This window comes from Vibrio sp. LQ2 (genome assembly GCF_023920125.1).
Taxonomy (GTDB): Bacteria; Pseudomonadota; Gammaproteobacteria; order Enterobacterales; family Vibrionaceae; genus Vibrio; species Vibrio fluvialis.
In genome coordinates this window covers 3,168,295-3,186,910 of record NZ_CP085308.1, presented here as the reverse complement: position 1 = coordinate 3,186,910, position 18,616 = coordinate 3,168,295, and the positions used below count along the sequence as shown (strand labels likewise).

The following is an 18,616-nucleotide window of genomic DNA, read 5'->3' as shown; positions in this document are numbered from 1 at the left end:
AAAAGGAACCTAAAATGAACACGTTAACGGATTATCGAACTTCCATCTGGAAAAGTTCCAGCTTTGTCATTCTATTCTCAAGCGCTTTTTTTGTCGCATTAGGAAGCAAAATATACGACTTAGCTCTCCCATTGTTGGTCTATGATCTGACCCAATCCTCTGAGATGATGGGTTGGATGCGCGCCGTCGAATTTCTGCCTAACCTGCTGCTGGCGCTGTTTATCGGTGTGTGGGTTGATCGCTTTGATAAAAAACAGTGGTCGCAGGCGATGCTGCTTGGCCAGATCGTCACCATTCTTATCTCCTACTCGGCGGTGAACTGGATGACAGAGCCGCTGTATGTGCTGTTTCCGTGCGCGTTTTTGATGATGGCGTTTAACTACGGCTACCATAATGCGCGCATGGCGATGCTCAAACTGGCGCTGCCGCAAGAGCAACAAAATACCGCCACCGCGCGCATGAGCTCGCTCTACAGCCTGATGGAAACGGTCGGCCCCGTGCTCTCCGGCGCGTTACTGCTGCTGTCTCAGTTGCATCAGATTTTTCTCGGGCTTGCTCTGCTCTGGTTGCTGGCCTACTGGCAGCTCAATCGTCTGACGCTGGAAACGCCCCAAGTGAGCGACCATCCTCCGCTGTGGCAGGCACTACGCGAAGGGTGGCAGGTTCTTTACAATGAAAAGAACATGTGGCTGATCACGCTGGCGGTGATGGTGATCAACACCACTGGCTCAATCTTCTGGATTCAGTCGATCTACTTTGCCAAAGCGGAATTGTCGCTAAGCGCCATCGAAGTCGGCTATATGGTCGCCGCTTCGGGCATTGGTGGGGTACTGAGCGCATTTGTGGCCGACAAAGTTCGCCGTCAAATCGGCCTGGGGAAACTGCTCATCCTCAGCATTGCGCTCGAATCGGTCGGGTTTGTTCTGCCAGTGCTGAGCCCGACGCCGATGATGTTGATCGTGGCCTTTTTCTGGGTATCGGCGGTGGGGCTGTTCAGTAACATCTGTATCTGGAGCTATCGTCAGGAAGCGTTTTCGCAGCAGCATCTCGGCCGCATTGCCGGCCTGACGGGTTCACTGTTCAAGCTGTTGATGCCGTTTGGCTTAGCGGCTTCCGGCTACTTAGTCACGCGTTATGGCTCGGCGGAACTGTTTAGCGTCTGCTTTGCCGTGCAATTTGTGGTAGCGATTTTCCTGCTTTTCAGTAGAGTGAGAGCGATACCGTAACGGAATACCTCACAGATTGAGAATGATGGATGAAGCTCTCTTATCGCCCCGCCACTGATGCCGATTACCTGTTCGCTTTTGAGTTGAAAAAGGCCACTGAACAAGATTTAGTCACACGTAATTTTGGCTGGGACGAAGAGCTGCAATGGGAGCTTCATCGTCAGGAATGGAAATCCGGTTTGCCGACGATCATCTGCATTGATGACCAACCCATCGGCACTTACATGCTGCATGATAAAAATGACACCCTCTATTTTTCCCGCTTTTTCATTCTGCCCGACTATCAGGGACAGGGGGTTGGCGGCCAAGTATTAAAATCGGTGACGGAGTTTTCTGACAGAACAAATCTCCCCTGCGTTTTATGCTATCTGCAAGGCAATCGCGCCGCTAATCTTTATCAACGCTTTGGCTTTCGTACTTATCGCGAAGATACCCAATTCGTCTATATGAAATATCGCCCTGGAACCCATCTCTGATATTTTCCTTCATTTCTCGCTATCTCTTTGTCATTTCATCACTTATTTATCCATCGCCTTCAATTGGAAACGGTTTCATTGCCCGAAATCAATGTGCCATAGGGATGAGTTTTTTATAGTCGTTGAGCGTTTTTCAGGGGGAACGCATTACCAACAACAATAATATTCATCAGAAGAGACTTACCATGATTCGCTATTACAAAAATAAAACCGTGGGGTTCCAGCTACGTGCTGTCATGGCGATATGCCTGCTGATTGCGTTCAGCAGCATCGCCGCTCTGGTTTATCACAACGCGTCACGCATTCTGCTCGACGCCACACTCAAGGAACAGCAGTCCAAAGTCGATGCGATGGCGAAAACCATCGCCGGCCAGTTTGACGCTTATCTGGAAACCGCGCAGGTTCTGGAGTCCACTTTCCAGCACGGCTACCTCAATGGCACCTCAATGCAAAGCAGCAGCGTTGAGTTCCAGGGACATGAGGTCAACGACATCGTGCAGAACGGCGTCAGCCTGATCAACAACAATACGGTGGTGGATAGCTTTACCCGCGACACCGGCGCCGTGGCGACGATTTTTGCTTCTGCCAATGGTGACTGGCTGCGGGTTGCCACATCACTCAAAGATCACTCCGGTAACCGGGTGATCGGCACATTACTGGGCCGTGACCATCCGGGTTATCAAAAGCTGATGAGTGGTCAGCCTTACTACGCGCAGGTGACGCTGTTCGGTCAACGCTACATCACTTACTACGCCCCGATTAAAAACCATAACGGCGAGCTGATTGCTATCTCCTTCATCGGTTTACCAGTCGAGAAAGCGGCGCAGGACATCTTTGACACTCTCAAAGCTGTCGCCTGGGGTGACACCGGCTATACCGTAGTGGTCGACAACAGCGAAGACCATCGTGGCCAGTACCTGCTGCATCCAACCATGGCAAACGGTTCCAACTCCATCATCAACACCACCGACGCACAGGGAAACAAGCCGTTTTCCGCGATTTTCCAGCAAGCCAGCGGCCTGATTCTCTACCCGAGCCAGACACAAAACGGCATCAGCGAAAAATACATGGTGTACGCTGAAATCCCCGGCTGGGACTGGAAACTATTGGGCGGTACCTATACCGCGGAAGTGACCAAAGCAAGCCGCGATTTGCTCAAGCTGATCGTGCTCATCTCGGCACTGGTTGCGACAGCCACCTTTGCGGTCGTGACGCTGTACATCATTCGCACTACCAAACCGCTCACGGTGTTAACCGGATACATGGAGCGTTTGAGCCAGGGGGAAGTCAGCCTCAGCGTTGCCAAAGGGGATGCGAAATCGGCCAATGAAATTGTGCGCCTGACCAACGGTGTGGCCGACATGGCGACGCAACTCCATGTGCTGGTGAGCGATATTCGTGGCACCAGCGATAAGGTTCACAGCCAGTCCGGCAGCGTGCTGAGCGATGCTCGCCACAACCTGCGCCAAGCAGATGCACAGCAGCAACAGGTTGAGCAGGTGGTCACCGCGATTGAAGAGATGGCAACGTCGGCGCAAGCCGTCGCGCAGCAGGTTGAAGCGATTGCCGGCAACGTACGCGAAGCGGATCTCAACACCCAAAGTGGTTTGTCGGTGGTGGAAATGGTGTGCATTGATGTCGCCCAGCTCAACGATCAGCTCGATCAATCGGCGGCGGCGATCAATCAGGTCAGCGATGACAGTGCCAGCATTCATGCGGTGACCAAAATGATCGATGAAATTGCCGAGCAAACCAACCTGTTGGCGCTCAATGCCGCCATTGAAGCCGCGCGCGCCGGTGAACAAGGTCGAGGTTTTGCGGTCGTGGCAGACGAAGTCCGCACTCTCGCGCACCGCACACAAGTATCGGTCAAAGATGTGGTCACCATCATTGATAAGCTGAAAGATTCCACCAGCAACGCGGTGTCACTGATGAAAATGAGCCAGCACAACGCCAACCAGGTATTAGATAAAGCTCAGGAAGCCGGTACCTCGCTGGAGTCTATCGCCGATCAGATTCGTGATATCGCTGGACAGTCGGATGCGATTGCTGCAACCGCCGAGCAGCAAGCGCAAGTGTCTCAGGAAGTGGCCGCAAGCGCAGCGCAAATTAGCCAACTCAACAGCGAAAGCCGCGATACTACCGCGCAGACCTCACACAGCGCCGATGAGCTTTCTCAACTGGCGAGTCATCTCAAACAACAGGTCGATTTCTTCCATTGATCGCCTGATAAAAGAGCCGCAATTGCGGCTCTTTTTTATTCCTCGGTAACGGGTCGTTTACACCGATACATTGCGGGCGATCATCAGCACTTCATCGGCTGAATAAAGGTTGCTGATGGTGGTTTCCACCTCTGCTCCCAGCGTCTCGCGGTAGAGCTGCTGCGCGAAGTTATCCGCGCGGGTGGTCACCAGAATGTGTATCAGCGTTGAGCCCTGCTTGCTCAATTGCGCTTTGACCAGAGGCAGCGAAGCGGCGATCAATTCCCGTCCAATGCCCTTGCCCTGATGCTCGGGCGCAACCGCCAACTGCTCCAGTTCCAGCACGGCTTCCGGCCGGAATCCACTTTTCTGAACCCAGATGATATAACCGACAATCTCGTTGGCCTGCTGCGCGACAAAACAGAGATAACGGGGCGCAGCATTGAAATTACACTGCAGCCACTGCTGCGAATGGCGCTGCCTGGGAAACGCGGACTGGTGAACCAAAGCAGCGGCAGGAATATCCTCTGCAAGCATAAAACGAACGGTCATAACATTCTCCGAAATCAGACGCAGCGCCACTTTAGCATCTCCTTTCCTTTAATTCTGAGTGACAACCCGACTAAACTTTGAAGCGACTCACCAATCGATCCAACTGCGCGCATTGTTGATTGAGGGTTGCACACGAGGATTTGGTTTCGTGCACCATATCAACCATGCGCGAGGCGTTGTCAGCCATATGCTGAATGCTGCCGTTCAGTTCTGAACTGACCGTCGTTTGCTGGGTTGCTGAGGCTGCGATTTGGGTGTTCATATCATTCATGTGCGCGATGGAAGCGGAGATCTGCTGCAACGAAGCATTCGCTTGTTCCACTTCCTCCATTGCCTTTTCCCGATGCGCTGAGCTGTCTGCCATCACTTTTACCGCCTGTGACGCGCCGGATTGCAGACTTTCAATCATCTGTTGAATCTGCCCGGTGCTTTGTTGCGTGCGGCTTGCCAGGCTGCGCACTTCATCGGCTACCACCGCAAAACCTCGGCCCTGCTCGCCAGCCCGCGCGGCTTCAATCGCAGCGTTAAGTGCCAGCAGGTTCGTTTGCTCGGCAATACCGCGAATCACATCCAACACGGAGGCGATGTTGAGCACTTCCTGATCCAGTTGATGAATAGTTTCTGTCGCGCACAGCATCTGTTCCGACAGTTGATTAATGGAGGTCACCGTCGCACTCGCGGTTTGTTGCGCACTCGATACATCCTGATGCGCTTCGTGGCTCGACTGTGCAGCCTGGCAGGCGCTGTCGGTCACCGACTGACTGGTCGCCTGCATTTCGTGCACGGCGGCGGCGACTAAATCATTCTCCTGCTGCTGCGCCAGCGAAAACGCACTGACCTGATCCGCAGAGTGAACAATCACCTGCATTTCCCGCCGCAGTGCATTGCTCAGCTTGGTCACTTCTTGCATCGTATGGTGAATCTGAGAGACGAACTGGTTGAACGCTTTGGCAACGTGGCCCAGTTCATCATTGCTCTGCTCAGGAAGGCGCTGCTTCAAATCGCCCTCGCCTGACGCGATATCCACCATCGCCTGTTCAATGTTACGAATCGGTTGCAGCACAAAGCGAAACGCAACCGCGAAGGCGGCCATCGCGCTCAGCAGCGCACACACCAGACCGATTTCAAGGATACGCTGCGCCACCTGCTGGCTGCGCTCAAAATCTGCCTGCAACTGCGCCTTTTTGTCATCAAGCCGATTACTGATGGTTTTCAGCTGCTTACGAATGACCTTAAATTCAGAGTCGAGTTGGTTATGGATCTTTGCGTAGTACTGATCAGCCTGATAAGGATGAGTAAACACTGGCTGATACAACTGCACCCAACGATGGGTTGCCGAAAGGAGCTGATCAAGATCGTCTTGCACCGACAACGGCAGCAACTGCTGCTCAATCAACGTCGCCACTTTGGCCATTCGGGGCGCGGCCTTGTAGGCATTGTCGTCAAATTCCGCGCTGTAGTACTCGATCGACGCTTGGTCCTGATTGAGTAACACCCCCTGCGCCGCATGCATCACCTGATAGAGATCGCGGTAGGCATCATCAAGGCTGAACGCCACAGGATACATGTGTTGATTGAGGTCCTGAGTGATTTTTCGCTGTTGTTTGGACTGGTAGATGCTTGATGCGGTCACCAAGCCAAAAGTAAAAACCATCAATAAAATAGGAATGGATAACTTGTATTTAATCTTCATTTCAACATCCGCAGATTCACTTCAAAATAGACGGCAACTATTGTTACCGCTGCAGTGAGTGCAAACGTTGATACGCATCGGTATTCAACCGCCAGCAAATTTTCATTTGGGTTAGTTTTGACCCATAAAAAAGCCCCGGAACAGTCCGGGGCTTTTTATATACTTTAGTTAGCTTTGGTAAGTTTGTTCGTCCAACTCACCTTCGCTTTTCGCAACCAGAACGGCCACCATCATGTCACCACAGATGTTGATAGTGGTGCGTGCCATATCCAGAATACGGTCGATACCAGCGACAATCGCCAGACCCTCAATGGGCAGACCCACGGTGCTCAGCACCAGTGACAACATGATCAAACCCGCACCCGGAACACCGGCAGTACCAATCGATGCCAGTGTCGCGGTCAGGATAATCGTGATGTAGTCCGACGTTTGCAGATCAACACCGAACGCCTGAGCGATAAACAGTGCACACACGCCCTGATAAAGCGCGGTGCCGTCCATGTTGATGGTCGCACCCAGAGGCAGAACAAAGCTCGACACCCCTTCCGATACGCCCAGCTCTTCACGTGATGCTTTGATTGTCGCTGGCAGAGTGCCTGAGCTGCTTGATGTGGTAAACGCAACCGCCGCAGGGTTTGAAATGCCTCGCAGGTATTGGATTGGGTTCAAACGGCCCAACAGCGTCAGCAGACCGCTGTAGAAAATACCGATGTGGATCAGCGCGCCGATATATACCGCAGCAATCACTTTGATCAGCGGCATCAGCACGTCGAGGCCATACGTACCCGCAACCCACGCCATCAGACCAAAGATGCCGTAAGGTGCCAGCTTCATCACGATTTCAGTCAGCTTGTACATGGCTTCGGCCAGGCTTTCAAACACCTTCACCGCAGGCTCGCCTTTCTCGCCAACCAGTACCAGAGATACCCCCAGGCCAATCGCAAACACGATGATTTGCAGAATGTTACCCGCTGCCAGAGCGTTCACCGGGTTTTGCGGGATCATCGCCAATAGCGTTTGGACCAGAGGCGGCGCAGCTTTACCTGCTTCATCCAGATCTTTCGCCACCATATTCAGGCCGGCACCCGGCTGAAGCAGAGCTGACAGCGCCAGACCAATGGCAATCGCCACCGCGGTGGTGCCAAGATAAAGGATAATCGCTTTAGCACCGATACGGCCCATCTTGCGGGTATCTTTCATCGATGTGATACCGACGATCAATGAACAGAAAACCAGCGGTACGATCAGCATTTTGATCGCATTAATAAACAGTGTGCCGATGGGTTTAAGCAGCGCAGCGCTTGGGCCCATCAGAGCGCCCACCACGATACCCGCGACCATACCAACCAGAATTTTCTTCCATAACGCCATACCTGACCAAAATCCCCGACGGGGCAATTGTGCTTGAGTGTCCATTTCTTCCCTTGTGAGTTGTAGATTGCTAGTGAAAACGACCAAAAAAAACAAAGCGCCGATTACACAATAAAAGTGCTCTTCGGTAAACAGTCACAAAAGACCAGTTTTCACTCAATTTGTAGAATAAACAGCCAATTGAACAATCCGAATTATCAATTGAAAGCACAAACGACATCATTCACACGGTGAAAAACATTCATTTTTGACATAAATATCAAACATTTAATCAAACATTCAGATGAAAACAACTGTCAGGTCGGTCACAAAATCAAGGGGGGGGAGCCGGGGTAAAAAAAGTCAATTTGACAGGTCAGACTTGTCAAAATCTGACCAATTAAGGAAAGGGGAAATGAATGTGAAGAGGTAAATCAGGCATCGCTGGCTCAACGCGGGCAGGCCAGCGAGCGAAACGAACGAGCTAAGCTTGCAAAGCGATGATCGCTTCCATTTCCAGCAGCAAATCCGGATGGATCAGGCTGGAGATTTCCACCAGCGAACAGGCGGGCAAATGTCCGTCGTAGAAGGCAAACAGTTGCTCTCTGACCGCCGACAGTTGAGCAATATCTTTGAGAAATATCGTCACTTTCACGATATCGCCCTTAGAACGTTTTTCTTGTTTGAGAACACCTTCAATCTGTGCCAGAACCTCGGCACATTGTTCTTGAAAACCACCAGCCTGAGCTTTGGTAGCAAGCGCCGTTAATCCGGAAAGATACAAAGTTTCGTTGTGTTTGGTAGCATGCACGTAAGGCCCCACCGCTTCGGGTAAAGTATCGTAATTCACTCTTTGTACCATGTGGTTCTCCTTAACTGATGTACTGAGTCAGCTCGACGTGTGGCGCTCAAGGCGAAAGATGCGGCTCTTTCACGCCGTAGCCGTCGACCGATTCACCTTACCAGAAAAACAGCGACGAGTAGCGGGGGTAGAATCAGATTTTCTACCACATTTCTCTTTTTCATCACTCACTTAGTCCGTGACGCAAAGATGAACCCGACTCAGAACTTCCAGCGCAAACTGAGGTTAAACACATCCCGCGTAAAGCGTTTGATACCGAAATCAATCTATCGATAGAAGTACCAAACTCGTTAATTCTCAATGCGGTGTTAACTCCGTTGACGACTGCGTTATCGAGCGTGCTGAGCCTGACGTTAGGCAACGTGCTGAGTAGTGTTCTGAGCGGAATACTGCTTCCCACATTAGATGTATTGGGTGTGCAGGTGGGCGGTGCAGATATGTGGGTTGACGCGATTCAATCCTCCCCATCCGGCCTGATTTTGTAGCCGGAAAGCGTCAGCGTTGTATCGCGTCACAACATGGTTTGCGAACGTGAAATCACACTACTCGGTGGCCGGAGGCATCCAGAATCAGTTCGCCATCTGCTTTATACAAAGGGCCTGTCGGCCACCTATCGAGTAAATCCAGTACCGATTCACTAGGCCGGCACAACTTAACCCCTTTCGGTGAGCAGACAATCGGCCGATTGACCAACACCGGATAACGCAGCATGGCATCGAGAATCTGCGCGTCACTCACATCTTCAGCGAGCAAACCCAGTTCCTGCGCCGGAGATTTGGTGGTACGCAGCGCTGATCGAGGTGTGAGATCGGCAGCGGCAAACAGTGCCAGCAACTGCGAACGGCTCCATCCTTCTTGCAGATAGTCGACGATCACAGGCTCATAACCCGCCTTCTCGATAATCGCCAGTACGTTGCGTGACGTTCCACAATCCGGATTATGGTGAATAACGATCATTGGGATGATTCCATCACGTCAAACCAGCCACGGGTACGGTTCGCAAACCAAACCAGCGACAGCATCACCGGCACTTCCACCAGCACCCCCACTACAGTTGCTAATGCCGCACCAGAATGAAGACCAAACAGCGACACCGCAACCGCCACCGCAAGCTCAAAAAAGTTCGACGTACCAATCATACAAGCTGGTGCTGCCACATTATGAGGAAGCTTCAAGCGCTTAGCCGCCCAATAAGCAATGGCGAAAATGGTGTAGGTCTGAATCAGCAGAGGGATGGCGATCAGCACAATCGCTTGCGGACGGGCCAGAATGGTCTCCGCCTGAAAACCAAACAGCAGTACCACCGTTGCCAGCAAACCTACGATTGACCACGGTTTCATTGTCGCCAGGAAACGATTCAACGTTGAGTGGTCATTGGCTTTATCCAGCTTTTGACGAGAGACAGCCCCTGCCAACAGTGGAATCAACACGTACAACACTACCGAGAGCAACAGTGTGTCCCACGGCACCGTAATGTCGGTGACGCCAAGCAGAAAGCCAGCAATCGGCGCAAACGCAAAGATCATGATGATGTCATTAATTGAAACCTGCACCAACGTGTAGTTTGCATCGCCTTTGGTTAACTGACTCCAGACAAACACCATCGCCGTACATGGTGCAACACCCAGCAGAATCATGCCTGCAATGTATTCGCTCGCGGTTTGCGGATCGACCCAGTCAGCGAATAACCCCTTAAAGAACAACCAACCCAATAACGCCATGGTGAACGGCTTGACCAACCAGTTGATCACCAGAGTTAGGACCAGACCTTTCGGCTTCTTACCAACATCTTTCAGAGAGGAGAAATCAATCTGCACCATCATTGGAAAGATCATCAACCAAATTAACACCGCGATCACGATGTTCACGTGTGCCAGCTCAAGGCCTGCAATCGCTGCAAACGATTGAGGCGCCAGACTGCCCAATGCAATGCCACCCAAAATAGCCAACCCGACCCAAACGGTCAGATAACGTTCAAACAGACCCATTTTTCCTCCGAACACTTAGTTTTCGCCCATGCGCACTGTCCGCTCTTTCACTATAAGCCAGCGCAGCCATGTCGGTACTCTAACGCTGAAATAAACATATGAAAAGACATATATACGAATTTCCATATATTAAATTTTAAACATGGCAGTTGAGTGACAACGCGCGAGTAACATTGCACTGGTTGAGCAACAGAAGTGATTGGAACGATGAAATTCAGATTCAACGGATAACTTGTTGATGTGGCTCAGATGCTAGGGAGATACGCATAACACAATGATTCGGTTCACATTCCGTATCGACTACCGTCCAACCTAAACGCGAATAGAGGGATGGAAGGTTAGTGTAAACGTAAAGATGACGCTGGTTGAAAACGGAAACTTGACTGACGCCCAGACAAATCAGTTCACTGGCAATCCCCTTTCCCCGCCACGGTGGAGAAACAGAGACGGCATTGATCCAAATGACATCAGCGACCTGATTCGGCTCCTGATAATAGGAATAAGCCAGCCCACCAATCACTGTGTTTTGACTGAGCACCATGATGACAGGTGGAAGTTGGACATCCGGCTTATAAGTATCGCGAAAACGGAATTCGGACCATTCACCTTGAAACAGACGTTCGACATCCTGCCAATAAGGACTAGTTTCGTCGCATTGTCTGAATTCTAAGTTGTGCATTTTTGATCGTTACGCTTGGGGTCAGAGTGCTCAGCATAGCCTCTGTTATGCGCATCAGCCATTGTGAGCCGTCTTAAGTTTGAGCGCCTGCCACATTCTTCGCCATACCTTTGCCAGCCACTTCATAATGAATGGTGGTAATATCCTCGCCCTACGTGACATTCTCGGCCACGCAGATCTCAGTATGACAATGCGCTACGCGAACTTCGCTCCAGATCACCTGACGGAAGCTATTTTCCTAAACCCTATCGCCTCGCAGACTGCCGCCACTGAAAAAAGTTGAGGCTCTGTCGCCACTTATCCTTTTTGACGTAAAAAAAGAGCCACTAATAGCGGCTCTCAATAGTTCGTATTTTCTGTTGATACAACCATAAGTTGATATTTTTGTGATACTTTGTATTAAAGCTAATTATTTATGTAGGAAACTTTCTTACATAAAAATCCCCCTGCATTCCCCTCTCCTCCTCTTTTCAAACGCATTCGAGAGGCGCTCAAACAATAAAGGAGAAGTCTTATATTAGACGTTCTCCTACAAAATAAGTGCATTAAAAAGGCTTAACAGAAAGCGTTAATAAATATGCGACTAGCATTACAATGTGCATTTGTCTCACTCACACCAATTCTTGTCAGATACGAGCAAGTAAGCCAAATAATATACAGGCATGATGAATTTACATCTCAAGGAAAGAGGAAATCATCATGAATATGGGATATTTAAATGTACTAATGTGTTATCTGCTGGTTGGTATTAGTTACCCGATTGCAGCCGAATCGATGAACAGTATTCCAGTATGGACATTCATCGCTATCACCTTCGCTATTGGTTTTGCGTTCTTATACATTATCGGACGTGCGACCGGAGCCCCAGCTATCTTTTCACTTAGCCTGAAAACATGGGCAATCATCAGCTTACAGTCGTTACTTGGTGCTGTGTTATATACTGCATTCCTGCTCTACGGATTTGAATACTCAAACGCAATTTCTGCCTCAATTTTTACGAGTATCGCTCCAGCCGTAGTACTAGCACTGTCATACTTTTTGCTTAAAGAAAAGCTTAGCTCCCGCAAAGGATTAGCAATTCTGTTCGCAATCGCTGGTGTACTTGTCTTAACTGTTCCATCCAGCGACACATCCGGAAGCACATCGTTTTACGGAATCGTTCTTCTTGCACTATCGACACTTTCAACTTCAGGTTGTGTCATTGCAGCGAAGAAATACGATGTGCAACTTCCAGCCTTAACGATGGCTACAGGTGTTTGCTTTACCGGCATGATCTTTACCCTGCCGTTAATGTTCCTGCTTGAAACAAAAGATATTGACCTCTCACTACTGTTTAACGGTAAAAACACAGTCACCATGATTTACTACGGTATTCTGGTATGGGCTGTCCCTTACTTCTGCTTCTTCAGTGGTGTAACTAAGATTCCGGCAAGTGCTACCGGTATGGCGTTTGCGATAATCCCAGTAGCATCAACCTTCTTCTCTATCATTTTCTTCGACCAGTCACTGACTGTGACAGACGGTATCGCACTACTCATGGTAACCGGTTCTATCCTGCTGTCTGAGTCGACAGAACCTGAAGCCACTGTGCCACAGCCCGAGTTCGAAAGTTAATTGGCGCAAACGCACCAGACTGAACATTACAGACAATCGACGCACTCCTGAGGTGAAAGAGCACCAAGGGAGTGCGTTTTTCTTTATTACTGTATAGTCCATTCATCCTGTCGTCTTACTATCAGCAACACTATCTCTCTGTTTTCCTTTTATTTATGCAATATGCACCTTTTTCCCGCGCAAGGCTCTAATTAAGCCCCCCATGGCACTTATATTGCTTAGTTGCTATTAACTAGTTCTAGTTATAGCTGGGAACACCTGAATTATGAGCACTATTTTTTCGACTGACACATTAGAACAAAAAGATAGATTCAATTACTGGAACGATGTGGTAACTAAACACTATGCACCGTGTTTAGGAGTTGCCAGTGATACGACTCAGTTTAAAGCTACAACCACAGTTCAGCATGTCGGTTCTACAGAGTTAAGCCACGTCGCTTCAGAAAGTATTCGCTACGATCGCCGTGTAGCCGATTTACGCTCAGTTCCCAGAGAAGATATCTTTCTATCCGTGATGTTAGAAGGTGAAGGTTATTTCGAGCAGAATGAGCGTCAGGTATCACATCAGGTCGGCGACATTCTGATCTATGATTCAGGCAAACCATACTCATTCAATTACACGTCAGCATATAAAGCGATGCTTTTGCGCATACCACGCCCTTTAATTCAGGCCAAAGTTACTCGGTTGGATAATCTGGGTGGCACCGTACTGAATGATCAATCGTCTTTTGGCCGGTTAATTAAATCGCTGATGAATGAAACATCGATTATCGCGTCATCACCTGACCTTATAAACGAAGACGAATTTATTGTGCCAACGCTCGATATGCTGACAACAGCCATCAGCCGGGCAACGAGTACCGATACCCCTATTGCCTCTCACAATAAACTGTTAAACGAAATCAAAACTTACATCCGTAATCATATTACTGATGAAGAGCTAAGCCTTGAAAGCGTCGCCTCTGAAAAAGGGATTTCTCTGCGCACACTCAGCCGACTATTTGCGGAGGCGGGAGAAACCCCACGCAACTGGTTACAATCACAGCGCCTATCCTGTGCTTATGACGCTTTAGCCAATAAACGAGTCACCAATATCACAGAAGCGGCACTCACCTTTGGCTATAAAGATCTGTCTCATTTCAGCCGTACCTTCAAAAAGCAATTTGGTTATTCACCAAGAGAACTGACAAGATAGTCATCCCCCAAAAAAACAGAATAAAAAACGGATAAGTCTTCAAAAGGCTTATCCGTTTTCATTTTAATCAAGATAACTAATTATAGGTCTTGAATACCTTTACACTCACTCAAGTTGTCTTTAGTGATAATTGGGTTTGGCATATAGATATATTTATCCAGCTTCTCACCATCCAGCAGTTTAACCGCTGCATCTACCGCGTATTTCGCATCACTGTAGGCATCGGATAATACCGTAGCGTACTGAATGCCTGCTTTGATATTTTTATATCCAGGGACTTCACAACCCACACCAACCAGAGCAAGTTTCTTCGCATCAATATTGGCACGCTCAGCTGCAACAATTACACCCGCCATCATCAGATCTTCTACCGCGTATACACCTTCAACCTGATCGCCAAAACGAGTAAAGAGTGAAGAAGCCGCCGTCATAGAGACATTCTGATCCCAGTTACCCGGTTGTTCACCAAGGATTTTGATATCCGGAGCAAGCTTATTAAGCTCTTCGGTAAAGCCTTTCATTCGGCCAATCGACGTTGGAGCTCCCGGCGTACCGGTAATCACAAAAATTTCGCCTTTTTTGCCAAAACCTTTTGCTTCAAATGCATCAACCATTGCTTTAGCCGATTCACGACCTATCTCTTCACTGTTACCACCCGTGTAAACATCCCAAAATTTTTCAGACTGTTTTGCAGGAAGTGCATCACTGATGATCAGTGGAATACCCGCTTTTTGGATCTTGCGCATTGATGGAATCAAAGCGTTAGCATCGACCGGCCAAAGGATGATTGCATCCGGGCGTTTAGCAATCGCCTGTTCAACCTGATTGGCCTGATTAGCAGGGTCAAATGGGCTGGTTGTTGTTTCAAAATTCAACCCGGCGGCTGTTGCTTCTTGTTTGAAGAAACGTAAATAGTCAGCACAGTAGGTACATTCTTCTGTTGGTTGCAGCAAGATGACTGATTTACCTTCAGCGGCTTGTGCAACTGAAGCCGACATTGCTGAAGCTAATGCTGCTGTGGTTGCCAGCGCAGTCAAAGAGTGTTTTACCAGTGATTTTGTTTTCATCGTGACGTCTCCGTTGTCCGTTGATTATCCATGTGTTTTTTTAAGCAGATTTAAGCGTAATGAACTAAGGTCCCCGTTCATCAGAACGACAAAACCAAGAACACAACCGTTAACGAGTAATGTAGTGGCAGAGCTTGCACCCATAAGGCTTAAGCCATTGCCTAATGCGGCGAGAATCATTACTCCTACCGCAACCTGATGAATTTTCCCTACGCCTCCGCCAAGTGAGACACCACCCAGAATGGCTGCAGAGGCTGCCTGAATCAGAAGCGTGTCGCCTAATGTTGGGGAACCGGTAGCAAGGCTTATTGAAATCAATGCGCCCGCTAAGGCTGCAAGCATGCCAGAGCAACCAAATGCGACACATAATGCGGCAGATGTGTTAGCTCCACTCATAATTGCAGATTGTCTGTGGCTGCCCGTCGCATAGAGGTCTCTTCCAAGACGTGTAAAGCTCAGTAGCAGATACACCACTATCATCGCAGCAACGGTAATTAAGATACGTGGAGAAAGTACGTAGGCTATTTGAGCGTCTAAAACATCTGATGCATCAAAGTTGTAATAAGGGACAACGTTGCCATCAGCGATCCAATATGCAAAACCTGATAACAGAATCATCATGCCTAATGTGCTCACTAAAGATGAGACTTTTAGCTTAATGATGAACGCGGCATTAATCAGACCGACAACCAAGCCAAACATCACAGCCCAAAACACACCGATAACAGCACTGTCTACACCGGTTTTAGCCAAAATAAGACCGCCAACTGCAACCATTGAAGCCACTGACAGGTCGAACTCACCAACAATCATGGTGAGAACCAAACCTAACGCCACCAATCCGACTAAGCCAAAATTCTGCATTAAGGCAAAAAGATTACCGCTGGTTAAGAAGAAACTATTCATACAGGCAAAAAATACCGGTATAGCGATAAACAGAAAGACTCGTAATATATCTGACGAATTCCATTTAGATTTCATTTTGCGCCTCCCTTATTTACGCTTACGAGACAGTAATGCGCCCAGCACTACAGAAATAAGAACAACAGCACCTTTCACCATCAGCTGCATGTCGAGAGAAAAGCCCGCCAGCAACAATACGTTTCCGACGACAGCCAGGAACAATGCACCAAATACAGCATCCTTGATACGACCATGCCCGCCGGCTATGGCGACACCGCCAACCAGAACCGCAGCAATCGCACTAAAATCTAGCCCCGCACCCAAAGACAGGTTTCCTTGAGAGTTTTGAGACGCGATCAGAATACCGGTCAAAGAAGCGGTTGAAGAGGCAATAATGTAAGCCATGGCAACCGCCAGCCCCACGCGTAACCCGGATAACTTAGCCGTTGTGGAGTTAATACCAATCAGCTGTATTTCACGTCCTAATCGCATACGAGATAAAAAGAATTCACACGCAAACAAGACGAATATCAGAATAAATATCTGGTTTGGAACACCCGGAAATATATGACCAACACCAAGCCAGTGAACACTGACATCACTGGTAATAGTCCGGCCGCCCGACACCCAGGAACCGATACCGGTGATAACCGATGACGCGGCTATCGTAGTAATAATAGGGTTGGTTTTCATCGCACCGACGGCTGCGCCTTGAATCACACCAAAGATTATCCCTACGGCTAATGTCAAAATAATCGCAGCGGGAATTCCTAGCTGTAATGAGCTAGCGAAAACAATCGTGGAGATTGACGTTGTGGCACTGATAGACAGCATAAACAGGTTGCCACTAATGGTAACCAGTGCCAATCCGCAGGCAGCAATCCCTACCGATACCGTTGAAAACAGAATTGAACTGAGGTTTTGCGCAGTCGCAAACCCTTCAATAAACACACTTGCCAACAGAGCCACAATGACAATCGCGATTCTGACCGATGTTGCCTGAATTCGGGTCGGAGAAAATGCCGCACCGCTTAGCGACATAAAAGGTAACGTTGATTTTGAAGAAGCTGCTCGTATCATGCTGCATCCCTCACTTTTCCATGCAAAATGTCTTGTAAGATGCTTTCTTGAGTCGCATCTTTCCTTAATGCGCTGTTAATAATTTCACCTTTAAATACCGTGACTATGCGGTCAGCGAAATCAAGAATCTCTTCCAGATCCGTTGAGTAGAAAACGATAGAAAGCCCTTGGTCAGCACGGTCTCTTAACCGTTGATAAATATCGGCACGGGCACCAATATCCACCCCACGAGTTGGCTCGTTAAGTAGTAATAAATCGGGATTAGTCGCAATGGCTTTGCCCAGAACGACTTTCTGTTGGTTGCCACCACTGAGTGAAGAAACAGGTTCATGATTTCGGTCGGGATTTAGCGTAAATGATTCCGCTAGCTCCACGCCATTTCGGGTATCTTCAGACTTTGAAATTACACCCCAGCGAGACAAAACATCCAGCGCTCTTGACGTTAAATTCATACCAATCGGCGCTTCTAAAAATGCACCTTTGCCTGCCCTGTCTTCCGGGACATAAGAGATAGAATGCTGTTCAGCATCATAGATAGAATTAAGAGAAACCGGCTTTTGATTTAGCAATAACTCCCCTTGTTCTACGGGGGCTAAACCTGCCAATGTACGTAAAAATAGATCAGCACCAGCGCCAAGTTGCCCAACAACAGCAACAATCTCACCTTTATGGCAGGTAAAATCTAGCGGCCCGTAACCATTCTCTATCTGCACATCTTTACATTCGAGCAGCACTTTTCCATGTGGTCGTTGAGGCCTGATTACGCCCCTCTCCACTTCATGGCCTAACATTGCGCTAACCAGCTCCGGTCCGGTGACATCTTTAGTATTACGAGTAAAGATATGCTTGCCGCCACGAAATACCGTCACTCGGTCGGTAATGGTAAAAACTTCATCCAACCGGTGGCTGATAATAACCAAAGTAGTGCCAGCCGCTTTAAGCTTGCGCATAATAGAAAAGACTTTTTCAATTTCTGCGTCAGACAATGTCGCAGTTGGCTCATCAAGAAGCAGTACGTGGGCACCGCTTGCCAGCCCGCGTGCAATCTCGACCAGTTGTCTTTCCGCTAAAGAAAGTGTCTCTGCAAGCTGAAAAGGAGAAATATGTTCTAATCCAACATCAGCAAGCAGCTTGGTGACTTGCTCGGTATAACGACTTCTGCGATAGAGTTGTCCATTGTCTTTCATGCCGATAACGATGTTATCCAGTACACTCAGGTGAGGCAGAATAGACAGTTCCTGATGAACAATAGTAATCAAAGACGGGTCAACACGTTTGCCGAGCTCAACCTGCATTCCCCCAATATCTAAAGTTCCGGTATCTGGCGTGACATAACCACCCAGAATTTTGACCAGCGTGCTTTTGCCCGCTCCGTTTTCCCCGCATAAGCCGAGAATTTCTCCACTACGGAGAGAAAAACTGACATCGTTTAGAGCGAACACGCCACCATATCGTTTAGATATGTGACTTGCCGTCAGTATATTTTTTGCTTCCATTGCGCTGCTGTCCTTTCTCAAAATCATTGAGATTGAGGGCTTACTTCTTTTTCAATCAAAGTTTTCAACTCTAAGTAAGCCGCATAACTCATACATTTTATTTATGTATTGAGGACATCTTAGCCTTGTAATGGCGAGTGATACTTGTCTGACCGGGACAAGTATTGTGATAATCAGGACACAGGAAAAAGTCCTGAATTTGAGACTTTTAATTCAACAGTAACAAGCAGATAT

The 18,616-nt window shown here is 48.7% G+C and carries 17 protein-coding genes and 1 pseudogene; 7 read left to right on the top strand and 11 right to left on the bottom strand.

Going from position 1 to position 18,616, the window contains the following annotated elements; translation table 11 throughout:
- Positions 1–14 precede the first annotated feature (14 nt).
- The 3 genes from LGV68_RS14880 (at position 15) to LGV68_RS14870 (ending at position 3,924) form a co-directional block, all read left to right on the top strand.
- Positions 15–1,226 (top strand): MFS transporter, encoded by a 1,212-nt coding sequence (locus tag LGV68_RS14880; protein ID WP_222764614.1) that lies wholly within the window; start codon positions 15–17, stop codon positions 1,224–1,226.
- A gap of 29 nt (positions 1,227–1,255) precedes the next feature.
- Positions 1,256–1,702 (top strand): GNAT family N-acetyltransferase, encoded by a 447-nt coding sequence (locus LGV68_RS14875; protein ID WP_100268811.1) that lies wholly within the window; start codon positions 1,256–1,258, stop codon positions 1,700–1,702.
- Between the two features lie 185 nt (positions 1,703–1,887).
- Positions 1,888–3,924, top strand: a complete 2,037-nt coding sequence (locus LGV68_RS14870; protein ID WP_222766184.1) for a methyl-accepting chemotaxis protein — start codon at positions 1,888–1,890, stop codon at positions 3,922–3,924.
- Between the two features lie 57 nt (positions 3,925–3,981).
- Here the strand turns inward: LGV68_RS14870 and LGV68_RS14865 are convergent, their stop codons facing one another.
- The 4 genes from LGV68_RS14865 to LGV68_RS14850 form a co-directional block, all read right to left on the bottom strand.
- Positions 3,982–4,440, bottom strand: coding sequence for a GNAT family N-acetyltransferase (locus tag LGV68_RS14865; protein WP_252536771.1), 459 nt, complete (start codon positions 4,438–4,440; stop codon positions 3,982–3,984).
- A gap of 85 nt (positions 4,441–4,525) precedes the next feature.
- Positions 4,526–6,148: a methyl-accepting chemotaxis protein gene (locus tag LGV68_RS14860; protein ID WP_252535603.1), complete on the bottom strand. Its 1,623-nt coding sequence runs from the start codon at positions 6,146–6,148 to the stop codon at positions 4,526–4,528.
- Between the two features lie 168 nt (positions 6,149–6,316).
- Positions 6,317–7,564 (bottom strand): dicarboxylate/amino acid:cation symporter, encoded by a 1,248-nt coding sequence (locus LGV68_RS14855; RefSeq protein ID WP_032080720.1) that lies wholly within the window; start codon positions 7,562–7,564, stop codon positions 6,317–6,319.
- 418 nt (positions 7,565–7,982) lie between these two features.
- The gene (locus LGV68_RS14850) at positions 7,983–8,360 is read right to left on the bottom strand and encodes a RidA family protein (protein WP_143683944.1); all 378 of its coding nucleotides are present in this window, start codon (positions 8,358–8,360) and stop codon (positions 7,983–7,985) included.
- Positions 8,361–8,677: 317 nt separating this feature from the next.
- Here LGV68_RS14850 and LGV68_RS14845 point away from each other — a divergent pair, with 317 nt between their 5' ends.
- Positions 8,678–8,845: a hypothetical protein gene (locus LGV68_RS14845; RefSeq protein WP_165879462.1), complete on the top strand. Its 168-nt coding sequence runs from the start codon at positions 8,678–8,680 to the stop codon at positions 8,843–8,845.
- 52 nt (positions 8,846–8,897) lie between these two features.
- Here the strand turns inward: LGV68_RS14845 and arsC are convergent, their stop codons facing one another.
- The 3 genes from arsC to LGV68_RS14830 form a co-directional block, all read right to left on the bottom strand.
- Positions 8,898–9,317, bottom strand: coding sequence for an arsenate reductase (glutaredoxin) (arsC, locus tag LGV68_RS14840; RefSeq protein ID WP_252535601.1), 420 nt, complete (start codon positions 9,315–9,317; stop codon positions 8,898–8,900).
- The gene (arsB, locus tag LGV68_RS14835) at positions 9,314–10,348 is read right to left on the bottom strand and encodes an ACR3 family arsenite efflux transporter (RefSeq protein ID WP_222751005.1); all 1,035 of its coding nucleotides are present in this window, start codon (positions 10,346–10,348) and stop codon (positions 9,314–9,316) included. The genes arsC and arsB overlap by 4 nt, the downstream gene beginning before the upstream one ends.
- Positions 10,349–10,568: 220 nt before the next feature.
- Entirely contained in the window at positions 10,569–11,027 is a 459-nt protein-coding gene (locus LGV68_RS14830; RefSeq protein ID WP_158151905.1) for a GNAT family N-acetyltransferase, read from the bottom strand.
- 91 nt (positions 11,028–11,118) lie between these two features.
- On the opposite strand from LGV68_RS14830, the pseudogene LGV68_RS14825 reads away from it, so the two are divergent.
- From LGV68_RS14825 to LGV68_RS14815, 3 genes and pseudogenes are all read left to right on the top strand, one after another.
- Positions 11,119–11,310: pseudogene (locus tag LGV68_RS14825) on the top strand (tyrosine-type recombinase/integrase); the annotation flags it as partial.
- A 416-nt stretch (positions 11,311–11,726) separates the two neighbouring features.
- Complete coding sequence (locus LGV68_RS14820; protein WP_252535594.1) at positions 11,727–12,641, top strand: DMT family transporter; 915 nt, start codon at positions 11,727–11,729, stop codon at positions 12,639–12,641.
- A gap of 265 nt (positions 12,642–12,906) precedes the next feature.
- Positions 12,907–13,836, top strand: coding sequence for a helix-turn-helix domain-containing protein (locus tag LGV68_RS14815; protein ID WP_252535592.1), 930 nt, complete (start codon positions 12,907–12,909; stop codon positions 13,834–13,836).
- Positions 13,837–13,916: 80 nt separating this feature from the next.
- On the opposite strand, the gene LGV68_RS14810 is transcribed toward LGV68_RS14815, so the two are convergent.
- The 4 genes from LGV68_RS14810 to LGV68_RS14795 are packed head-to-tail and all read right to left on the bottom strand — an operon-like array spanning position 13,917 to position 18,382.
- Positions 13,917–14,903: a sugar ABC transporter substrate-binding protein gene (locus LGV68_RS14810; RefSeq protein WP_061055895.1), complete on the bottom strand. Its 987-nt coding sequence runs from the start codon at positions 14,901–14,903 to the stop codon at positions 13,917–13,919.
- A gap of 24 nt (positions 14,904–14,927) precedes the next feature.
- Positions 14,928–15,884 carry an ABC transporter permease gene (locus LGV68_RS14805; protein ID WP_061055896.1) on the bottom strand — a complete coding sequence of 319 codons (957 nt, stop codon included), beginning with the start codon at positions 15,882–15,884 and terminating at the stop codon, positions 14,928–14,930.
- Positions 15,885–15,896: 12 nt separating this feature from the next.
- Positions 15,897–16,886 (bottom strand): ABC transporter permease, encoded by a 990-nt coding sequence (locus LGV68_RS14800; protein ID WP_222724472.1) that lies wholly within the window; start codon positions 16,884–16,886, stop codon positions 15,897–15,899.
- Positions 16,883–18,382 (bottom strand): sugar ABC transporter ATP-binding protein, encoded by a 1,500-nt coding sequence (locus LGV68_RS14795; RefSeq protein ID WP_252535586.1) that lies wholly within the window; start codon positions 18,380–18,382, stop codon positions 16,883–16,885. Before LGV68_RS14795 ends, LGV68_RS14800 begins: the two co-directional genes overlap by 4 nt.
- Between the last annotated feature and the right edge of the window lie 234 nt (positions 18,383–18,616).

Excerpts from the sequence above, each read along its gene's own strand:
- LGV68_RS14860 (WP_252535603.1), bottom strand. The coding sequence starts at position 6,148 with ATGAAGATTAAATACAAGTTATCCATTCCTATTTTATTGATGGTTTTT.
- LGV68_RS14855 (WP_032080720.1), bottom strand. The coding sequence starts at position 7,564 with ATGGACACTCAAGCACAATTGCCCCGTCGGGGATTTTGGTCAGGTATG.
- LGV68_RS14800 (WP_222724472.1), bottom strand. The coding sequence starts at position 16,886 with ATGATACGAGCAGCTTCTTCAAAATCAACGTTACCTTTTATGTCGCTA.
- LGV68_RS14830 (WP_158151905.1), bottom strand. The coding sequence starts at position 11,027 with ATGCACAACTTAGAATTCAGACAATGCGACGAAACTAGTCCTTATTGG.
- LGV68_RS14865 (WP_252536771.1), bottom strand. The coding sequence starts at position 4,440 with ATGCTTGCAGAGGATATTCCTGCCGCTGCTTTGGTTCACCAGTCCGCG.
- LGV68_RS14850 (WP_143683944.1), bottom strand. The coding sequence starts at position 8,360 with ATGGTACAAAGAGTGAATTACGATACTTTACCCGAAGCGGTGGGGCCT.
- arsC (WP_252535601.1), bottom strand. The coding sequence starts at position 9,317 with ATGATCGTTATTCACCATAATCCGGATTGTGGAACGTCACGCAACGTA.
- LGV68_RS14880 (WP_222764614.1), top strand. The coding sequence starts at position 15 with ATGAACACGTTAACGGATTATCGAACTTCCATCTGGAAAAGTTCCAGC.
- LGV68_RS14795 (WP_252535586.1), bottom strand. The coding sequence starts at position 18,382 with ATGGAAGCAAAAAATATACTGACGGCAAGTCACATATCTAAACGATAT.
- LGV68_RS14870 (WP_222766184.1), top strand. The coding sequence starts at position 1,888 with ATGATTCGCTATTACAAAAATAAAACCGTGGGGTTCCAGCTACGTGCT.
- LGV68_RS14820 (WP_252535594.1), top strand. The coding sequence starts at position 11,727 with ATGAATATGGGATATTTAAATGTACTAATGTGTTATCTGCTGGTTGGT.
- LGV68_RS14875 (WP_100268811.1), top strand. The coding sequence starts at position 1,256 with ATGAAGCTCTCTTATCGCCCCGCCACTGATGCCGATTACCTGTTCGCT.
- LGV68_RS14805 (WP_061055896.1), bottom strand. The coding sequence starts at position 15,884 with ATGAAATCTAAATGGAATTCGTCAGATATATTACGAGTCTTTCTGTTT.
- arsB (WP_222751005.1), bottom strand. The coding sequence starts at position 10,348 with ATGGGTCTGTTTGAACGTTATCTGACCGTTTGGGTCGGGTTGGCTATT.
- LGV68_RS14810 (WP_061055895.1), bottom strand. The coding sequence starts at position 14,903 with ATGAAAACAAAATCACTGGTAAAACACTCTTTGACTGCGCTGGCAACC.
- LGV68_RS14815 (WP_252535592.1), top strand. The coding sequence starts at position 12,907 with ATGAGCACTATTTTTTCGACTGACACATTAGAACAAAAAGATAGATTC.